Annotated in this window: 19 protein-coding genes; 11 read left to right on the plus strand and 8 right to left on the minus strand. The window is 62.9% G+C overall.

Annotated features, from left to right (window positions below; translation table 11 throughout):
- The first annotated feature begins 2 nt into the window (after positions 1-2).
- The 5 genes from I6E42_RS05975 (at position 3) to I6E42_RS05995 (ending at position 5,372) form a co-directional block, all read left to right on the plus strand.
- Positions 3-986, plus strand: coding sequence for a V-type ATPase subunit (locus tag I6E42_RS05975; RefSeq protein WP_235371021.1), 984 nt, complete (start codon positions 3-5; stop codon positions 984-986).
- Between the two features lie 14 nt (positions 987-1,000).
- Positions 1,001-1,309 (plus strand): V-type ATP synthase subunit F, encoded by a 309-nt coding sequence (locus I6E42_RS05980; protein WP_235371022.1) that lies wholly within the window; start codon positions 1,001-1,003, stop codon positions 1,307-1,309.
- Positions 1,310-1,388: 79 nt separating this feature from the next.
- Positions 1,389-3,164, plus strand: coding sequence for a V-type ATP synthase subunit A (locus I6E42_RS05985; protein WP_235371023.1), 1,776 nt, complete (start codon positions 1,389-1,391; stop codon positions 3,162-3,164).
- Positions 3,161-4,543, plus strand: a complete 1,383-nt coding sequence (locus tag I6E42_RS05990) for a V-type ATP synthase subunit B (protein WP_235371024.1) — start codon at positions 3,161-3,163, stop codon at positions 4,541-4,543. Before I6E42_RS05985 ends, I6E42_RS05990 begins: the two co-directional genes overlap by 4 nt.
- Before the next feature lie 115 nt (positions 4,544-4,658).
- Complete coding sequence (locus I6E42_RS05995; protein ID WP_235371025.1) at positions 4,659-5,372, plus strand: V-type ATP synthase subunit D; 714 nt, start codon at positions 4,659-4,661, stop codon at positions 5,370-5,372.
- A 77-nt stretch (positions 5,373-5,449) separates the two neighbouring features.
- Here the strand turns inward: I6E42_RS05995 and I6E42_RS06000 are convergent, their stop codons facing one another.
- The 5 genes from I6E42_RS06000 to I6E42_RS06020 all read right to left on the minus strand — a co-directional run bounded on the left by I6E42_RS06000 (position 5,450) and on the right by I6E42_RS06020 (position 9,109).
- On the minus strand, positions 5,450-5,617 hold the full coding sequence (locus I6E42_RS06000) for a hypothetical protein (RefSeq protein ID WP_235371026.1): 168 nt from the start codon (positions 5,615-5,617) through the stop codon (positions 5,450-5,452).
- A gap of 1 nt (position 5,618) precedes the next feature.
- Positions 5,619-6,263: an ABC-2 transporter permease gene (locus tag I6E42_RS06005; protein ID WP_235371027.1), complete on the minus strand. Its 645-nt coding sequence runs from the start codon at positions 6,261-6,263 to the stop codon at positions 5,619-5,621.
- A complete protein-coding gene (locus I6E42_RS06010) occupies positions 6,260-7,120 on the minus strand; it encodes an ABC transporter ATP-binding protein (protein ID WP_235371028.1) in 861 nt (286 codons plus the stop codon). Before I6E42_RS06010 ends, I6E42_RS06005 begins: the two co-directional genes overlap by 4 nt.
- Complete coding sequence (locus I6E42_RS06015) at positions 7,117-7,497, minus strand: GntR family transcriptional regulator (protein WP_235371029.1); 381 nt, start codon at positions 7,495-7,497, stop codon at positions 7,117-7,119. The genes I6E42_RS06010 and I6E42_RS06015 overlap by 4 nt, the downstream gene beginning before the upstream one ends.
- A 250-nt stretch (positions 7,498-7,747) precedes the next feature.
- Complete coding sequence (locus I6E42_RS06020; protein ID WP_235371030.1) at positions 7,748-9,109, minus strand: MATE family efflux transporter; 1,362 nt, start codon at positions 9,107-9,109, stop codon at positions 7,748-7,750.
- 368 nt (positions 9,110-9,477) lie between these two features.
- On the opposite strand from I6E42_RS06020, the gene I6E42_RS06025 reads away from it, so the two are divergent.
- Genes I6E42_RS06025 through I6E42_RS06035 form a run of 3 tightly spaced genes read left to right on the plus strand, consistent with a single transcriptional unit; the run spans position 9,478 to position 10,994 of the window.
- Positions 9,478-9,783, plus strand: a complete 306-nt coding sequence (locus I6E42_RS06025) for an anti-sigma factor antagonist (RefSeq protein WP_235371031.1) — start codon at positions 9,478-9,480, stop codon at positions 9,781-9,783.
- A gap of 60 nt (positions 9,784-9,843) precedes the next feature.
- Positions 9,844-10,281 (plus strand): anti-sigma F factor, encoded by a 438-nt coding sequence (gene spoIIAB / locus I6E42_RS06030; RefSeq protein ID WP_328284083.1) that lies wholly within the window; start codon positions 9,844-9,846, stop codon positions 10,279-10,281.
- The gene (locus I6E42_RS06035) at positions 10,278-10,994 is read left to right on the plus strand and encodes a sigma-70 family RNA polymerase sigma factor (protein WP_235371032.1); all 717 of its coding nucleotides are present in this window, start codon (positions 10,278-10,280) and stop codon (positions 10,992-10,994) included. Before spoIIAB ends, I6E42_RS06035 begins: the two co-directional genes overlap by 4 nt.
- Positions 10,995-11,165: 171 nt before the next feature.
- Here the strand turns inward: I6E42_RS06035 and I6E42_RS06040 are convergent, their stop codons facing one another.
- From I6E42_RS06040 to I6E42_RS06050, 3 genes are all read right to left on the minus strand, one after another.
- The gene (locus tag I6E42_RS06040; protein WP_235371033.1) at positions 11,166-11,741 is read right to left on the minus strand and encodes a hypothetical protein; all 576 of its coding nucleotides are present in this window, start codon (positions 11,739-11,741) and stop codon (positions 11,166-11,168) included.
- Between the two features lie 184 nt (positions 11,742-11,925).
- Positions 11,926-12,633: a response regulator transcription factor gene (locus tag I6E42_RS06045; protein ID WP_235371034.1), complete on the minus strand. Its 708-nt coding sequence runs from the start codon at positions 12,631-12,633 to the stop codon at positions 11,926-11,928.
- Complete coding sequence (locus I6E42_RS06050; protein ID WP_235371035.1) at positions 12,626-13,804, minus strand: sensor histidine kinase; 1,179 nt, start codon at positions 13,802-13,804, stop codon at positions 12,626-12,628. The genes I6E42_RS06045 and I6E42_RS06050 overlap by 8 nt, the downstream gene beginning before the upstream one ends.
- 236 nt (positions 13,805-14,040) lie before the next feature.
- On the opposite strand from I6E42_RS06050, the gene pyrE reads away from it, so the two are divergent.
- The 3 genes from pyrE to uvrB all read left to right on the plus strand — a co-directional run bounded on the left by pyrE (position 14,041) and on the right by uvrB (position 18,158).
- Entirely contained in the window at positions 14,041-14,712 is a 672-nt protein-coding gene (gene pyrE, locus I6E42_RS06055) for an orotate phosphoribosyltransferase (RefSeq protein WP_235371036.1), read from the plus strand.
- Between the two features lie 659 nt (positions 14,713-15,371).
- Positions 15,372-16,070 carry a JAB domain-containing protein gene (locus I6E42_RS06060; RefSeq protein ID WP_235371037.1) on the plus strand — a complete coding sequence of 233 codons (699 nt, stop codon included), beginning with the start codon at positions 15,372-15,374 and terminating at the stop codon, positions 16,068-16,070.
- A gap of 117 nt (positions 16,071-16,187) precedes the next feature.
- Positions 16,188-18,158, plus strand: a complete 1,971-nt coding sequence (uvrB, locus tag I6E42_RS06065) for an excinuclease ABC subunit UvrB (RefSeq protein ID WP_235371038.1) — start codon at positions 16,188-16,190, stop codon at positions 18,156-18,158.

Below are 18,158 nucleotides of genomic sequence, written 5' to 3' on the forward strand. Positions count from 1 at the left end.
CCTTGTCCCACCGCAAAGATACGGATTATCTCTCCGTCTCCGCCCGCATCCGGGCCATGGAGAACCGCCTGCTGACCCGGGAGCGCATGGACCGCATGATCGACGCCCGGGACACGGCGGAGGCCATGAAGGTGCTCGGCGAGTGCGGATACGGAGAGGGGGAGTCGCTGGACGCCGTTCTGGCCCAGGCCCGGGCGGATGTGTTCCGGGACATGGAGACGGCGGCTCCCGACCACCGGCTGGTGGAGATCTTCCAGCTGAAATATGATTACCACAACGCAAAGACTATCCTGAAGGCCCGCGCCATGGGCGTTCCGGCGGAGCGGCTGCTCCTTCCCGGAGGCCGTTACCAGCCCCAGCAGCTGCTGGAGGACTGGCAGAAGGAGGACCTGCGGGACTGCTCCGAGACCTTCCGGAAGGCCGCGGCCCAGGCCGAGAACGTCCTGGCCGAGAGCCATGATCCCCAGCAGGCCGACCTGGTCCTGGACCGGGCCTGCTTTGCGGAGATGGCCTGTCTGGCCGAGGGCCTGGAGAGCGATTTTCTCCGGGGCTATGTGCGCCTGTCCGTGGATGTGGCCAACCTGCGCACCGCCGTCCGGGTGGCCCGGATGGGCAAGGAGGGGGACTTCCTGCGCCAGGTGCTGCTGCCCGGCGGGAATGTGTCCGAGCAGACGGTGGCCGCTGCCCGGGGCGAGAGCCTGGGCGAGGTCTTCCGTTCCGGCCCCCTGGCCCAGGCGGCGGAGCTGGGCGCCAAGCTGGCCCAGCCCGGTGGCGGAGCCCTGACGGCCTTTGAAAAGGCCTGCGACGACGCCGTCACCGCCTATCTGTCCGCCGCCCGCCGCATCCCCTTCGGGGAGCAGACGGTGGTGGGCTATCTGTACGCCAAAGAACTGGAGTTTACCGCCATCCGGACCATTTTCGCTGGCCGGGCGGCGGGGCTGGATGGGGACACCATCCGGGCCCGGCTCCGGGAGACCTATGTGTAAGGGGGTGGGGGTTAATGTATAAGATCGCCGTCATGGGCGACATGGACAGCGTTCTGGGCTTCAAGGCCCTGGGATTGGATGTGTGCCCCGTGGCCACCCCCGAGGAGGGCCGGGAGGCCCTGCACCGCATGGCCAAGGAGAACTACGCCATCATCTATATGACCGAGCAGCTGGCCGCCCAGTTGCCCGCCGAGATCGCCCGGTATAAGGACGCCCTGACGCCGGCCATCATCCTGATCCCCGGCAAGGAGGGCTCTCTGGGCATCGGCATGGCCAACGTCAAGACCGCCGTGGAACGGGCGGTGGGCGCAGATATTTTATGAGAAACGCGCCGCGAACAGGCGCAGCGTGACAACAAGAAAGGTTTGAAGAACAACCTTTGTCAGAAAGAAGGTTTAGCCTATGGGAAAGATCGTCAAGGTCTCCGGCCCGCTGGTGGTGGCCACCGGCATGGAGGAGGCCAACATGGCCGACGTGGTCCGCGTGGGTGAGCAGCGCCTCATCGGCGAGATCCTCACCATGACCGGCGACTCGGCCTCCATCCAGGTCTATGAGGAGACCGCCGGCCTGGGCCCCGGGGCCGAGGTGGTCACCACCGGCTCCCCCCTGTCCGTGGAGCTGGGCCCCGGTCTGGTGGAAAATATTTACGACGGCATCCAGCGCCCCCTGGAGGAGATCATGAAGAAGGTCCAGGGCAACAATCTGCCCCGCGGCGTGGAGGTGCCCGCTCTGGACCGGGAGAAGAAGTGGGACTTCAACGCCACCGTGGAGCCCGGGACCCGGGTGGTGGGCGGCGACATCATCGGCACCGTCCAGGAGACCCCCTCCATCCTCCACAAGATCATGATCCCCCCCAAGATGAAGGGCAAGATCGTCTCTATCCAGTCCGGCTCCTTCACCGTCACCGAGACGGTGGCCGTGCTGGAGCAGGAGGACGGCTCCCAGGTGGAGCTGCCCATGATGCAGAAGTGGCCCGTCCGTGTGGGCCGCCCCTATAAGCACAAATATCCCCCGGTCATCCCTCTCCAGTCCGGCCAGCGGATCGTGGACACCTTCTTCCCCGTAGCCAAGGGCGGCACCGCCGCCATCCCCGGCCCCTTCGGCTCGGGCAAGACGGTGATGCAGCACGCACTGGCCAAGTGGTCTGACGTGGACCTGGTGGTCTACATCGGCTGCGGCGAGCGGGGCAACGAGATGACCGACGTTCTGCGGGAGTTCCCCGAACTGGTGGACCCCCGGACCGGCGAGTCCCTGATGAAGCGAACCGTCCTCATCGCCAACACCTCCGACATGCCCGTGGCCGCCCGTGAGGCTTCCATCTACACCGGCATCACCATCGCCGAGTATTTCCGGGACATGGGCTACGCCGTGGCCGTCATCGCCGACTCCACCTCCCGCTGGGCCGAGGCTTTGCGTGAGATGTCCGGCCGTCTGGAGGAGATGCCCGGCGAGGAGGGCTATCCCGCCTACCTGTCCTCCCGTCTGGCCCAGTTCTACGAGCGGGCCGGCTCCGTCTCCTGCCTGGGCTCCGAGGAGGATCGCCGTGGCAGCCTGACCGCCGTGGGCGCCGTGTCCCCTCCCGGCGGCGACCTGTCCGAGCCCGTCTCCCAGGCCACCATGCGGATCGTCAAGGTGTTCTGGGCCCTGGACGCCTCTCTGGCCTACCGCCGCCACTTCCCCGCCATCAACTGGCTGAACTCCTACTCCCTCTATCTGGACTCCCTGAAGCCTTGGTACGATGAGAACCTGGGCAAGGACTTCCTGGCCAACCGGGAGTGGGCCATGTCCACCCTCCAGGAGGAGGCCAGCCTGAACGAAATCGTCCAGCTGGTAGGCAAGGATTCCCTGTCCGCCAAGGACCAGATCACCCTGGAGATCGCCAAGATGATCCGGGAGGACTTTTTGCAGCAGAACTCCTTTGTGGACATCGACTCCTACTCTGAGTATGACCGCCAGGCCCGGATGCTGGCCATGATCCACCAGTATGAGAACCAGTGCCGGGCCGCCGCGGAGCGGGGCGGGGAGCTGAACGAGCTGTTCAACGTACCCGTCCGGGAGAAGATCGGCCGGGCCAAGTCCGTCCCCGCCGACCAGTACAAGGACGCCTACGCCAATATGCTGGTGGAGATGGAAGAAGAGATCGGCGCCATCGCGGAGAAGGGAGAGGATGACCTGTGATTCGGGAATATAAAACCATTCAGGAGATCTCCGGCCCTCTGATGGTGGTCAACAGGGTCCAGGGCGTCACCTATGACGAGCTGGCCGAGATCGAACTGTCCGACGGCTCCGTCCGCCGCTGCAAGGTGCTGGAGGTCAACGGAGACACCGCCGTGGTCCAGTTGTTTGAGGCCTCCGCGGGCATTAACCTGAAGGACTCCAAGATCCGCTTTTTGGGCCACCCCCTCCAGCTGGCCGTCTCCGGCGACATGCTGGGCCGGGTGTTCAACGGCATGGGCCAGCCCATCGACGGCGGTCCCGCCATCCTGGCCGACGAGTACCGGGACATCAACGGCCTGGCCATGAACCCCGCCGCCCGGAACTACCCCAACGAGTTTATCCAGACGGGCATCTCCACCATCGACGGACTGAATACCCTGGTCCGCGGCCAGAAGCTGCCCATCTTCTCCGGCTCCGGCCTGCCCCACAACGTGCTGGCCGCCCAGATCGCCCGTCAGGCCAAGGTGCTGGGCGATGAGGCCGCCAACTTCGCCGTGGTCTTCGCCGCCATCGGCATCACTTTCGAGGAGTCCAACTTCTTCGTGGAGGAGTTCAAGCGCACCGGCGCCATCGACCGTACCGTGCTGTTCACCAACCTGGCCAACGACCCCGCCGTGGAACGTATCGCCACCCCCCGTATGGCCCTCACCGCTGCCGAGTACCTGGCCTTTGAGAAGGACATGCACGTGCTGGTCATCCTGACCGACATCACCAACTACGCCGAGGCCCTGCGTGAGGTCTCCGCCGCCAAGAAGGAAGTCCCCGGCCGCCGGGGCTATCCGGGCTATCTGTACACCGACCTGGCCACCATGTACGAGCGGGCCGGCCGCCAGATGGGCAAGAAGGGTTCCATCACCATGATCCCCATTCTGACCATGCCCGAGGACGACAAGACCCACCCCATCCCCGACCTGACCGGCTATATCACCGAGGGCCAGATCATCCTGTCCCGGGAGCTGTACCGCAAGGGCATCAATCCCCCCGTGGACGTGCTGCCCTCCCTGTCCCGTCTGAAGGACAAGGGCGTCGGCCCCGGCAAGACCCGGGAGGACCACGCCAATACCATGAACCAGCTGTTTGCCGCCTACTCCACCGGCAAGGAGAACAAGGAGCTGATGTCCATCCTGGGCGAGGCCGCCCTGTCTCCCACCGACCTGCTGTACGCCAAGTTTGCCGACGAGTTTGAGAAGCGCTATGTGGCCCAGGGCACCGATGAGAACCGGTCCATCGAGGAGACCCTGGACCTGGGCTGGGAGCTGCTGTCCATTTTGCCCCGCAGCGAGCTGAAGCGGATCAAGCCGGAGTATATTGAAAAGTACCTGCCCAAGAAGGAGGGCTGAATTTGGTTGTGCCTCGGGCGCGCGGCGCGCGCCCCGATAACGGCACCCTATTCGTAGGGGCGCAGGGTGTGCGCCCGCCGTTACAGGCAGTTCGACCAGAAAGAGGTGAACCAAATTGCCAAGTACGACCATCAATCCCACACGCCAAGAGCTGACCCGGCTGAAAAACCGGCTCAGGACCTCGGTCCGGGGGCACAAGCTGCTGAAGGACAAGCGGGACGAGCTGATGAAGCAGTTCATGGACGTGGTGCGGGAGAACCGGGCCCTCCGGAAACGGGTGGAGGAGGGCCTGATGCGGGCCCACGGATCCTTCACCGTGGCCGCCGCCCTCATGTCTCCCGAGATGCTGGAGCAGTCCCTGCTGTACCCAAAGCAGTCGGTGGAGCTGGACATGACCTTCCAGAATATCATGTCGGTGGACGTGCCCCAGTACCACTTCAAGACCAGCAGCCAGGACCCGGGCGAGGTCTACCCCTACGGCTTCGCCCAGACCAGCGGCGAGCTGGATGACGCGGTGGACGCCATGTCCCAGGTGTTCCAGGACATGCTGCGGCTGGCCGAGGTGGAAAAGACCTCCCAGCTGCTGGCGGAGGAGATCGAAAAGACCCGCCGCCGGGTCAACGCCCTGGAATATGTGAAGATCCCGCAGATGCAGGAGAGTATCAAGTATATCACCATGAAGCTGGATGAGAATGAGCGCGCCAACACCATCCGCCTGATGAAGGTGAAGGATATGATCCTGAAGGAAGCCATTCAGGAGAAGCGGGAGGAGGACGCCAAAGCCATCCGTACCTTCGCCTCCGGGAGCGAGGCCCCGCGGCAGGTATAATACCGCCTGCGAATGGGCCGCTGCCGCGGAATCACATGAGAAAAAAACCTGCCTTTCCAGGGAAAGGCAGGCTTTTTTTATTTGTAGTTTGTCCGCCGCAGGCTGGCGGCGGTCAGCAGGCACAGCCCCAGGACCAGCAGCCGTTCCGGGCCGGAGGCGGTCCAGATGAACCGGAGCAGGGCTACCAGGATGGACAGTCCGCACAGGGCCCAGAGGAGCAGGACCCCGATTTTTACCCCGTCCATCTCAGAACTCCTTGTCCGCCATGATGCGGCAGGAGACCAGCCAGGACAGCCACGTCCCCGCCAAAGCGATCAGGGGGACCAGAGCGAAAACACCCAATGCGGAGGTTGCGGACATCCGATCCAGAAAGGACAGGTCCATGTGGAAGCCCAGCTTGGAGGCCAGGAACAGGGCGATGATGGGGAAGAACACCACAACGTACAGGTAGGGCCGGGCCCGCTCCGGCCCCAGCTTGTAGCACAGGGGGAGCATGATGTCCACAATGAACAGCCCCACGCCCAGGGAGACCAGGACGGCAGCCAGGTTTTCCTCCAGCTGGCTTCGGCCCATCAGGGAGGTGAATACGCAGATCAGCAGCCCGCAGGCACTGGCAAACAGGGCGGTAAGAAGGCAAAACAGGTACCGCGCCCCCACCACGGCCCTGCGGCCCAGGGGGAAGGTCATCGCATAGCGGTTCCACTTGGCCAGCTCATCGTAGGAGAAGGCGCTGATGGGCAGCATGAGCAGGATGACCTGGAGCATGGCAGTGACCATGGAGATGTCAAAGGCCCCCATCACCCCCAGAATAAAGTAGAAGGCCAGAAACAGGGCGTAGGCCCGCAGGGTCTTGCGCATCACCAGAATATCTTTCCAAACCAGGCCGATCATACCGGCTCCCCCTTTCCGATCAGAAGCATGATGTCCTCCAGTGAGGCCGGGTCCACCGTCAGGCCGGGATAGCTGCGGCGGAAGGCCTCCCGGTCGGCGGTCAGCCCCTCGCAGCCAAAGGGGCCTTTCCGGACCCGAAGCAGGTCGCCGGGGGCGATCTGCTCCAGCTGGGCGGCGGTGCAGCCCACCTTTCCGTAGCTGTCCAGAATGGCGTCTTTGGAGCCGGACAGCACCACCTGTCCCTGGTGGAGGTAGGTGATGTAGTCGGCCACCTTTTCCAGGTCGGTAATGATGTGGCTGGAGAGGAGGATGGAGTGCTCCTCGTCTCCGATGAAGCCCAGAAACTCATCCAGGATCTCGTCCCGGACCACCGGGTCCAGTCCGGCGGTGGCCTCGTCCAGGATCAGTAGCCTGGGGCGGTGGGCCAGGGCGGCGGCCAGGGACAGCTTCATTTTCATGCCCCGGGAAAACTCTTTGATGAATTTGTTCCCCGGCAGCTTGAACTTGTCCAGATAGTCCCGGAACAGCCCGTCGTCCCAGTCCCGGTAGACGGGGGACAGGATGGTGCTGATGTCTTTGGCGCGCAGGGAGTCGTGGAAGAAGCACTCGTCCAGCACCACCCCCACGTCCTCCTTGACGGTGCGCTCCTGGCGCAGGTTGTCCTGGCCCAGCAGGGTGATGCTGCCCCCGTCCCGGCGGATCAGGTTCAGGATACATTTGATGGTGGTGGTCTTGCCCGCCCCGTTTTCTCCGATGAGTCCCAGAATGGCGCCGCCGGGGAGGGTGAGGCTCACGTCCCGGAGGGCGAAGTCCCCGTAGGACTTACATAACCCCTGTATTTCAATACTATTTGTCATATATTGTCACCTTGATACAATAAGTTTAGCATTTCCTGAAGCTCCTCCAGGGGGAAGCCGCCCTTCCGGGCCTCGTCCACCGCCTGGGACAGCTTTTCTTCCACCTTCCGGAGCTGGGCTTCCCGCAGCAGTTCCCGGTTCTGGGGCGCCACGAAGCAGCCCTTGCCCGGCACATTTTCCAGAAATCCCTCCCGCTCCAGCTCCTCGTAGGCACGCTTGGTGGTGATGACGGAGATCCGCAGCTCCTTGGCCAGCAGCCGCATGGAGGGCAGGGCGTCCCCCGCCGCCAGCGTGCCGGTCATGATCTGCTCCTTCACCTGGTCGGTGATCTGTTCGTAGATGGGTTTCCCGCTGGAGTTACTGAGAATAATATCCATTTGGCGCACCTTCTAAGCGGAGCGGGGGGCTTGTGCTGCGGGCCTGCGCGGGGTCCCGCGCCAGTCCGGCGCTCCGTCGCTGTTTTGGGATTACTGTATATATACTATATGCACAGTATAACAGATAAAACACCTTTGTCAAGAGGGAAAAGGAAAAAATAATGGGCCGGCTTTTTGAAGGGATTGCCTGGGCAGGAAAAACGCCCTGGGGGACCGGAAGGGTCCCTCAGGGCGTGAAAAAACAGGGAGGTCAGGAAAGGTGCGGGGCCGGCTTGGGCCAGATGCCCTTCCGCTCCAGGAAAAAGACCACGACTTGGAAGAGGACGATAACCACCCAGCCCAGTCCGGTGGACAGGGCCACCGCGTCCAGCCCCAGGGCGTCCACCAGCAGGTAGGTGCCCACCACCCGGACCATGATCTGCATGGTGGTGCCCAGGAAGGTGATGTTCATGCGGCCCTCGCCCCGGTACCAGCCCACGAAGGAGTGGCCGGTGAAGGAGAGGTAATAGAACCAGCTGACCACCTGGAGGTAGGAGGCGGACAGGGCCAGGGCCTCTCCGCCCCGCTCCAGGAACAGGGTGGAGAGAGGGACGGCAAACAGGTGCATCAGCACAGAGAACAGAATACCGCCGGAAATGACCAGAGTTGCGCCCCGGGCAAAGCCCCGGAGCATCCGGTCTTTCTGGCCGGCGCCCCGGTTCTGGGCCACGAAGATGGCGATGGCCTCGCAGCCGCTGGAGCCGAAGGCCTGGATGAAGTTCTCCACCCGGGTGGCGGCGGTAAAGGCGGAGATGGGGGCGGTGCCCACCAGGCTGATGCCGTTGACAGCGCTCTGGATCATCAGCTTGCCCAGGTAGAGGCTGGACTGTTGGAGGGCGGACACGGCGGCGTAGCTGCTGGTCAGGCGGATGAGCCCCCGCTCCATTTTCATATCCTCACGGTGGATGGCGAGGAAGGAGCGGCGCTTCCGGATGTAGAGGAAGCACAGGGCGGAGGAGAGCAGCTGGGCGGAGGCGGTGGCCAGGGCGGTGCCCCGGATGCCCATGTCCAGCACCGCCACCAGCAGCCAGGCGGAGGCCAGGTTGTACCCCAGGGAGAGGAGGAGGAAAAACAGGGCGGCCTTTGTGTCTCCCACGGCCCGGAGGGTGGAGGCCAGATAGTTGTAAGTGAAGGTGAACAGCATCCCCACCAGGATGATCCGCAGGTAGGCGGATACGTCGGCCATCAGACCTTCTGGGGTCTGGATGAGGCGCAGCAGGGGGATCAGAAACAGCTGCCCCAGGACCACCGCCCCCAGGGTGCAGCCCCCCATGAGGACGGCGGAGACATAGAGCTGCCGGCGCAGCCGGGGAAAATTTTTCTCCCCGAAAAACTTGGCGATGAGGACGGAAGCGCCCATGCAGGCGCCGGTGATGACGTAGATAAACAGGTTCATGACGCTCTCCGCCACCCCCAGGGCAGCAAAGGCGTTGTCCCCGATGTAGTGGGTGACCACCAAGGAGTTGATGATGTTGTACAGCTGCTGGAGCACATTGGCGCACAGCAGGGGGATACAGAGCCGGACCAGCTGGGGCGTAATGGGTCCGGCGGTCAGATGGAGTTCACGGGACATGGAAGGGTCGCCCTCCTGATTTGTATTGCGGACAAAAGCCTACTCCACTATAAAACAAAATTTGACATTTGTAAAATAAATGTTTTCGGGGCGGCCGGGGCCGGAGAGAATAAGCTGGAATTTATGGGGCAGAAGGCTTCTCCTGTCTCCCGCCAAGCGGCCCGGACCTATCCTTTGTGGCCGGGGCCGTGTCCATTCCCCGGGAGAAATCTTTTTTCCGGCGGGAAACGGCAGGTTCCGACGGGGGACCTGTCCTATAATACCCTGGAACAAAGCCGATGCGTTCAAGGAATACGGCTGTGTTCCGTACGCATGATCATGGGCGGGAGAGGAAACGCCCCGGATGCCGGGGGGAAGGAGGACGCGTCATGCCTGTCGCCTTTACAGAGGAGGAGCGCCGCCTGACGGCGGCGGTGTCCGGAGAGCTGGACCACCACGGGGCCAAGGCGGTGATGGAGGAGCTGGACCGGAGGATCGACCAGGCCCTGCCCCGGCAGCTGACCCTGGACCTGGGGGGACTGACCTTCACGGACAGCTCGGGGATCGCGGTCCTGCTGCGGGCCTGGCGGCGGATGGGCCAGGCCGGAGGCGGGATGCGGGTGGTCAACACCCCGGCCCAGGCGGACAAGGTGTTCCGGGCCGCCGGACTGGGCCGGATCATCCGGTTTGAATGAGAGAACAGGCGGGGGAGGGCGGAGTCTGTCCCCCGGTTTTTACAGAGGAGGACCTACATAATGAAACTGGAAAACCATGTCTCCCTGGAGTTCCCCAGCCGCTCCTCCAACGAGGGCTTTGCCCGGACGGCGGCGGCCTGTTTCGCCGCCCAGTTGGACCCCACGCTGGAGGAGATCAACGACGTGAAGACCGCCGTCAGCGAGGCGGTGACCAACGCCATCGTCCACGCCTACCCGGACACCCTGGGCAAGATCGTGATGAAGCTGCGCATCCGGGAGGACCACTCCCTGGAGATCGTGGTCCGGGACTGGGGCGTGGGCATCGCCGATGTGGAGCAGGCCCGGACGCCTCTGTTTACCACGGGGAGCGAGGAGCGGTCAGGGATGGGCTTCACCATTATGGAGAGCTTTATGGACAGCCTGAAGGTGCGCTCCGCCCCGGGCAAGGGGACCACCGTGACCATGCGGCGGAAGATCGCCCGCCGGGTGGGGCGGTGAGCGGCACGCCCTCAGCGGTGTCCCTGCTGGAAGCGGCCCGCCAGGGGGATAGACAGGCCTGCGAGCAGGTACTTCAGGAAAACAACGGCCTGATCTGGAGCGTGGCCCGCCGGTACTATGGCCGGGGGGTGGAGCCGGACGACCTGTATCAGCTGGGGTGCCTGGGCTTTCTCAAGGCGGTCCGGGGCTTCGACCCGGAGTACGGCACTCAGTTTTCTACCTATGCCGTCCCCAAGATCGCCGGAGAGATCCGCCGGTTTCTCCGGGATGACGGCCCGGTGAAGGTGAGCCGGGGGGTCAAGGAGCGGGGGTTTTCCATCCGGTCGGCCCGGGAGCGGCTGGCCGGGAGCCTGGGACGGGAGCCCAGCCTGTCCGAGCTGGCGGAGGAGACGGGGCTGACCCCGGAGGAGATCGCCGCGGCGGAGACGGCGGCGGAGGCTGTGGTCTCCCTCCAGGCGGATACAGGGGACAACGGCCTGACTCTGGAAGGCATCCTCACCGAGGGCAATGAGGAAAACGGCCTGGTGGAGCGTCTGGCCCTCCGGAGCGCCATGGAGGCGCTGCCGGAGCGGGAGCGGCAGATCCTGGTGCTGCGCTACTACCGGGGAATGACCCAGGTCCAGACGGCCCGGGTGGTGGGGGTGTCCCAGGTCCAGGTGTCCCGCCTGGAGCGGAAGGCGCTGGAGCAGCTGCGGCAGGAGTTGTCGCCGTGAAGCATGCGGAGGAGGCAGGACAAGCTCCGGCCTCCTCCGCTGTATGGAACATAAAAAGACGCCCCCCTTTGGCGGAAGGGGGGCGCGAGTCGGGCGGGGGGCGCCGGGAGAGAGAAACGACACCCCAACGCCAGAGAGGGAAGACCGGGAAAGTGGGAGAAAACCCGGTTTTTAAGCGATATGCTCCATGCAGGCGATGTGCTCCATGACTTGATCGGGAGCTTCCACATGGTAGAACATCAGCCCCTGCATCAGAAAACGGCTGTCATCATCCCGGAGTCCCAGAACGGCCAGGGTGCGGCTCTTGCGGACGGGCTGCCCCACCGCTGTGCCGAAACACAGGTTGCCGCAGCCATCCGCCCGGTTCTCCACTGCCGCCCGCAGCTCTTTGCCAACGGGGAGGTAGAGGAGATCTTCCTTCACAATGGCGATGATCCGGTAGTTGGTGATGGCGTAGAGGGTGTTCTGTTCCAGACATCTCTGGTCCAGAAACGGACGGACGGAAAGGATCCCGGGGACAAACAGGGCCACCGCGGCCATGACCAGAGACTCGGAAATGGACCGGGAACCGCTGGCGATCTGGGGGACCAGGAACAGGACCATGGCGGCCAGCACCAGCCCGGAAATGATCCAGGTGATCAGGATCCCGTTTTTGGAGTCGGGACCCAGCAGCGGGAAATGCTTGGGCCGGCCGGTCCAGCGGACCTCCTCGCCCTCCCACAGGGCCTCTTTCAGACGAACTTCCATCAAGGACGCCTCCTTTTCGGTTTCTGATTTTATTATAGTGAGAAAGGGATAAAATGGGTGTTAATGAGGCTGGAACACCTGTTAAAAAACCGATAAGGGCGCAAAAATACCGCGGACCTTCCAAGGGAAGGCCCGCGGTATCTCTTTCCGTGGGAATGAGGGACACGTTGGGAACCGGGAGCGATCAGTCCTCCAGCATGCGGTAGCCGATGCCCAGCTCGGTGTAGATGTACTTGGGGGCGGAGGGGTTCTCGTGGAGTTTGCGCCGGATGTTGGCCATGTTGACCCGCAGGATCTGATTGTTGGAGTTGCTGCTGTAGGGGCCCCAGACGTGCTCCAGAATAAAGTCGTATGTCAGGACCTTCCCGGCGTGGATGGCCAGCAGTTCCAGAATTTTGAACTCGTTCTGGGTGAAGTGGACCTGTTCCCCGGCCTGGATGACCTGGTGCTTGGCAATGTCGATGGTCAGGTCCTTCACCTGGTAGACGCTGCGCTGGATGCCCTGGCTCACCTTCATCCGGTCGGCCCGGCGGAGGGTGGTGCGGATCCGGGCCAGCAGCTCGGACACGCCGAAGGGTTTGACCACATAGTCGTCGGCACCCATATCCAGGGCCTTCACCTTCTCCGATTCCCGGTCCCGGGCGGAGATGATGATGACCGGGGTCTCCCGGGGCAGGCCGCTGAGTTGGCTGAGTACCTCCAGACCGTCCATGTCGGGCAGGCCCAGATCCAGCAGGACCAGGTCGGGGCTGTGGGAGAAAAAGAGGGACAGGCCCTCTTTGCCGCTGGCGGCGGGGATGGCCTTGTAATCGTTGGCCGACAGGGCGCGGCAGATAAAGTTGCTGATGGCGTGTTCGTCCTCAATGACCAGGATGGTTCGCTTTTCACTCATCGCTTTTTTCCTCCATGGGAAGGCCGAAGCGGAATACCGCGCCGCCCTCCGGGTTGTTGTCGGCGGCAAAAAAGCCGTTGTGGGCCTTGATGATGCTTTGGCAGACGGACAGGCCGATGCCCATGCCCCGGGTGGCGTCGCCGGACAGGTCCCGGTTCAGGGGCTTGCCGGACTGGACGGCCTGGCAGATCTCCGGGGACAGTCCCTTGCCCCGGTCCCGGACCTCCACTACCGCCCAGTCGTCCTGGCGGAACAGGTGGAGGGTGATGTGTTCCCGGTCGCCGGAGTGGCGGATGGCGTTTTCCAGCAGGTTGACCATCACCTGTTTCACCAGCAGGGGCTCCATGGGCAGGTAGAGGATGTCCTCAGACAGCTCCAGCTCCACATGGACCCCGGGGAACCGGCGGCGGGTGGTGAGAATGGCGTCCCCCGCCACCTCCTCCAACATTTCCTCCCGCTTCTTCAGGGGCATGGAGCCGTCCTGGATCCGGGTGACGGACAGCAGGTTTTCTACCATGATGATCAAGGCGTCGGCGTCGCTTTTGATGTCCTGGAGCATGGACAGGTTCTTCTCGGAGATCTCCGGGCTGCCCAACAGCACTGAGGCGGCCCCGGAAATGGCGGTCAGCGGGGTGCGCAGGTCGTGGGACACCGCCCGGAGAATGTTGCCCCGGATGGTCTCCCGTGCCGACTCCAGTTGGATCGCGGCCTTTTCCTCGTTGAGCTTCTGGTTGATCTCATACAGGGTCTTGGTATTTTTCTCCCGGCGGATGGCCTCGGCGGCCTGCTGCTTGACCCGGGTGGTCAGGGCGCACACCACGCAGGAGATGGCCACCATGGACAGCATGGCCACGGGGTAGCCGGTGCGGTTCAAGGTGAAGGTGGCGTAGGGCTCCATAAAATAGATGTTGATGCAGAAGGTACCCACGATAGAGGCCAGGATGCCGTAGAAATACCCGGTGGTGAGGGAGGAGATGATGGTCACGGCCAGTACGAAGACCAGGGCGGAGTTGTTTTCACCGCCGGTGTGGGAGATCAGGATGCTGCTGGCACAGTAAGCGCCGCAAAGCAAAACGGCGGTAACCAGAATATCCCGGGGCGGATTGGGGATCCGGTAAAGCAGGTCCCGGCATCTGAGCCAGAGCGAGCGGATATGGGAGGGAAGGGACATGGAAATCAGCTTCCTTGTTCGAACAAAATGGCCCGGCGGCGTGGAACGCGGGGCAAAAACACACACTATATTATAGCAGGAATCGAGAAACCCGTAAAGTAAAGGAGAGATTAAGAAAGTTTCAGGAAAAAATACGGGCTGTTCCTTGTGCGCGGTGGGACAAAATGGTATAATGATACGATTCAATTTTATGCGCGGCCAATGCCCGCAAAACCAGAGAAAAGAGGTTGCGAGACATGACTTATAAAGAGGAATTCATTACCTTCATGGTGCGCTCCGGCGTGCTGACCTTTGGAGATTTCGTTACCAAGAGCGGACGGAAGACCCCCTATTTCGTGAATACCGGGAACTATAAGACCGGCGCTCAGGCCGCCAAGCTGGGCGACTACTACGCCGCCTGCATCCAGGAACATATGCCCGAGGACATCACCTGCCTGTTCGGGCCGGCCTACAAGGGCATCCCCCTGGCCGTCTCCGCCGCCGCCTCCCTGTACCGGAACTACGGCCGGGACCTGCCCTACTGCTTCAACCGCAAGGAGGTCAAGGACCACGGAGAGGGCGGCTCCATGGTGGGTTACAAGCCCCAGAATGGGGATGATGTGGCCATCATCGAGGATGTGGTCACCGCCGGAACCGCCGTCCGGGAGTCTATCGAGCTGTTCAAGCATGTGGCTAAGGTGAACATGAAGGCCCTGTTTGTCTCCGTGGACCGGATGGAGCGGGGCACCCGGGACTGCTCTACCCTGGACGAGCTGCGCCAGGACTACGGCATCCAGGTCTTCCCCATCGTCACCGTCCGGGAGGTCATCGACTTCCTCCACAACAACCCCGTGGACGGCAAGGTGTATATTGACGACGAGATGAAGGCCAAAATGGAGGCCTATCTGGCCGAGTACGGCGCACGGTAAATTTTCGTTTATCAGCCTATAGAGCCGAAAGCCTATGTCATGTAGGGCAAGGGCTCTGCCCTTGCCTTTGACGACCGTATGCTGCGCTCAGGTAGGGCGGCCCCTTGGGGCCGCCGCAGCCGAGCGTCGCAGAGTTTACAATTCCGCCTGCGGGCGGGACGAGGGCAGGATATTTCGCCCTGCGGGGCGAGTTACTTTGCCCACGTCGGCAAAGTAACCAAAACGCCGCCGGGGACGTCGGCAAACGAAAGCATGAAAAATTTCTCCCGTTGGAAATTTTCCGTGCTTTCATGCCTCCTTTCCCCGGACCCCTGCTTTACGGGGGCGTTCTCCTGATTAGATAGGCTTGCATCCGGCGCGCGTCCCCTGGTTTTGCTGCCCCGCCATCCGGGCCTTCGGCCCTGGGTCGGGGAAACTTGGATTTGAGCAACCGTCGACCGTCGGCGCCTGAGTTTCCGAATTGTGCGGCGTGGTTCTTGACTGTGCAGACCTTCCCCCAGCGATCTTCGAGGTGAATTGCCCCGAAGGGGCAAGAGAAGGCGGCCTGGGCCGTTGGTTCCTTTTGCATCGCTGCAAGAGGAACTCGCCCCGCTGGGCGATATCCCTTTACCCCTATAAACGAAAACTTATCATTCTACAGACAGAAAGGAGCGCGCCCCATGTCTATCCACGCCGGCCACCGCAGCCGGGTCAAAACAGAATTTCTGGCCCGGGGATTGGAGGGCTGGCCCGACCACCGGGTGCTGGAACTGCTCCTGTTCTACGCCATCCCCCAGGGGGATGTGAACACACTGGCCCACGAGCTGCTGAACCGCTTTGAGACCCTTGCGGGGGTGTTCGACGCCTCGGTGGACGAATTGAAAAAGGTCCCGGGGGTGGGGGAGCACACCGCCGTTCTCCTGCGGTTGATCCCGGCTTTGGGCAGGCGGTACCAGGACCAGCGGGCCGCCCTGGGCCAATTGGTCAACAGCCCGGAGGAGGCCGCCGCCATCCTCTCCCAATATTTTTACGGCGCCCGGAACGAGATGGTGTATATCCTCTGTCTGGACAGCAAGCGGAAGCTGCTGGGGGTGCGCAAGGTGTCCGAGGGCAGCATCCATGCCGCGGACATCAACATCCGCCGCATCGCGGAGGAGGCCATGGGCCTGCGGGCCAGCGCCCTCTACCTGGCCCACAACCACATCAGCAACCTGGCCTTCCCTTCCCCGGCGGACTGGGAGACTACCGACACCATCCGTGCAGCCCTCGCGCCGTTGGGGCTGGAGCTGGTGGACCATCTGATCTTTGTGGAGGGGGACGCCGTCTCCCTAAACCAGTCGGAGCGGGGCGGAAAACGGCCCGTTTATCAGCTTTTGTGAATGAATTCGCTCCTCTCCTGAAAAAATTCGGGAGAGGAGCGAAAACTGCTTGCAATAGAAAATTTGTTCTAGTATAATAGGGACGACAGTGTACATCCAAAGGGAGAGGTGAGGGACGTGCCCAGGTTTGAAGTAGTTTCCGAATATACCCCCTCCGGGGACCAGCCGGAGGCCATTGAGGCCCTGTCCCGGGGCATTGAGATGGGGCTGGACGAGCAGACCCTGCTGGGCGTCACCGGCTCGGGCAAGACCTTCACTATGGCCAAGATCATCGAACAGGTCCAGCGGCCCACCCTGGTGCTGGCCCACAACAAGACCCTGGCCGCCCAGCTGTGCGCCGAGTTCAAGGAGTTTTTCCCCAACAACGCGGTGGAATATTTTGTCTCCTACTACGACTACTACCAGCCCGAGGCCTATATCCCCCACACCGATACTTTTATTGAGAAGGACTCCTCCATCAACGAGGAGATCGACCGGCTGCGGCTGTCCGCCACCGCCTCCCTGCTGGAGCGGCGGGACGTGATCGTGGTGTCCTCGGTCTCCTGTATCTACGGCCTGGGCGAGCCGGAGGACTTCGCCGCCATGATGGTGTCCCTCCGGGTGGGGGCCACCATCAAGATCGAGGAGCTGCTGAAAAAGCTGGTGGCCATCCGGTATGAGCGCAACGACATCGCCTTCGAGCGCAACATGTTCCGGGTCCGGGGGGACACGGTGGAGGTGTGGCCGGCCTACTGGAAGGACACCGCCATCCGGGTGGAGTTTTTCGGGGACGAGATCGACCGCATCAGCGAGATCAACGTGGTCACCGGCACCCCCATCCGCCGCCTGACCAACATCCCCATCTGGCCCGCCACCCACTACGTCACCCCCAAGGAGAAGATGGACGCCGCCATCCAGGAGATCTATCGGGAGATGGAGGAGCGGGTGGCCTTCTTTGAGGGGGAGGGCAAGCTCATCGAGGCCCAGCGGATCAAGCAGCGCACCATGTACGACATCGAGATGATGCAGGAGCTGGGCTACTGCTCCGGGATCGAAAATTACTCCCGGGTCATCGAGGGCCGGCCGGCCGGCTCCCCGCCCCACACCCTGCTGGACTACTTCCCCAAGGATTTTGTCCTGTTCATCGACGAGAGCCACGTGACCCTGCCCCAGGTCCGTGCCATGTACAACGGGGATCGGGCCCGAAAGACCACCCTGGTGGACTACGGCTTCCGCCTGCCCTGCGCCTTTGATAACCGGCCGCTGAAATTTGAGGAATTTGAACGGCGGGTCAACCAGGTGGTCTACGTCTCCGCCACCCCCGGGGAGTATGAGCGCACCCGCTCAGGTCAGATCGTGGAGCAGGTCATCCGCCCCACCGGCTTGCTGGACCCCCGCATCGAGGTCCGCCCAGTGGAGGGTCAGATCGACGACCTGATCGGCGAGATCCACACCCGCACCGCCCGCAGCGAGCGGGTGCTGGTCACCACCCTGACCAAGCGGATGGCCGAGGACCTGACGGCCTATCTCCAGAACGCGGGCATCAAGGTGCGGTATATGCACCACGACATCGACGCCATGGAGCGGATGGAGATCATCCGGGACCTGCGGCTGGGCACCTTCGACGTGCTGGTGGGCATCAACCTGCTGCGGGAGGGTCTGGACCTGCCCGAGGTGTCCCTGGTGGCCATTCTGGACGCCGACAAGGAGGGCTTCCTCCGCAGTGAGACTTCCCTGATCCAGACCATCGGCCGGGCGGCCCGGAACGCGGACGGTATGGTCATTATGTACGCCGACGCCATCACCCCATCCATGCGCCGGGCCATGGACGAGACGGAGCGCCGCCGGGAGAAGCAGGACGCCTTTAACAAGGCCCACGGCATCACCCCCAGGACGGTCATCAAGAGCGTCCGGGACCTGCTGGACATCACCGCCCAGGACGAGGCGGACACCGCCGAGCGCCGGGGCCAGGTCCAGGGCCTGACCAAGCAGCAGAAGGCCGAGCGCATCGCCAAGCTGGAAAAGGAGATGAAGGAGGCGGCCAAGATGCTGGAGTTCGAGCTGGCCGCCGCCCTCCGGGACCAGATCATCGAATTGAGAGGAAAATAA

The organism is Pseudoflavonifractor phocaeensis, from assembly GCF_021531815.1.
GTDB classification, from domain to species: Bacteria; Bacillota; Clostridia; order Oscillospirales; family Oscillospiraceae; genus Lawsonibacter; species Lawsonibacter phocaeensis_A.

Coding starts and splice junctions, on each gene's coding strand:
- I6E42_RS05985 (WP_235371023.1), top strand. CDS start 1,389: ATGGGAAAGATCGTCAAGGTCTCCGGCCCGCTGGTGGTGGCCACCGGC.
- pyrE (WP_235371036.1), top strand. CDS start 14,041: ATGACTTATAAAGAGGAATTCATTACCTTCATGGTGCGCTCCGGCGTG.
- I6E42_RS06050 (WP_235371035.1), bottom strand. CDS start 13,804: ATGTCCCTTCCCTCCCATATCCGCTCGCTCTGGCTCAGATGCCGGGAC.
- I6E42_RS06025 (WP_235371031.1), top strand. CDS start 9,478: ATGCCTGTCGCCTTTACAGAGGAGGAGCGCCGCCTGACGGCGGCGGTG.
- I6E42_RS06040 (WP_235371033.1), bottom strand. CDS start 11,741: ATGGAAGTTCGTCTGAAAGAGGCCCTGTGGGAGGGCGAGGAGGTCCGC.
- I6E42_RS05980 (WP_235371022.1), top strand. CDS start 1,001: ATGTATAAGATCGCCGTCATGGGCGACATGGACAGCGTTCTGGGCTTC.
- I6E42_RS06000 (WP_235371026.1), bottom strand. CDS start 5,617: ATGGACGGGGTAAAAATCGGGGTCCTGCTCCTCTGGGCCCTGTGCGGA.
- I6E42_RS06020 (WP_235371030.1), bottom strand. CDS start 9,109: ATGTCCCGTGAACTCCATCTGACCGCCGGACCCATTACGCCCCAGCTG.
- I6E42_RS06060 (WP_235371037.1), top strand. CDS start 15,372: ATGTCTATCCACGCCGGCCACCGCAGCCGGGTCAAAACAGAATTTCTG.
- I6E42_RS06045 (WP_235371034.1), bottom strand. CDS start 12,633: ATGAGTGAAAAGCGAACCATCCTGGTCATTGAGGACGAACACGCCATC.
- spoIIAB (WP_328284083.1), top strand. CDS start 9,844: ATGAAACTGGAAAACCATGTCTCCCTGGAGTTCCCCAGCCGCTCCTCC.
- I6E42_RS06010 (WP_235371028.1), bottom strand. CDS start 7,120: ATGACAAATAGTATTGAAATACAGGGGTTATGTAAGTCCTACGGGGAC.
- I6E42_RS06015 (WP_235371029.1), bottom strand. CDS start 7,497: ATGGATATTATTCTCAGTAACTCCAGCGGGAAACCCATCTACGAACAG.
- I6E42_RS06005 (WP_235371027.1), bottom strand. CDS start 6,263: ATGATCGGCCTGGTTTGGAAAGATATTCTGGTGATGCGCAAGACCCTG.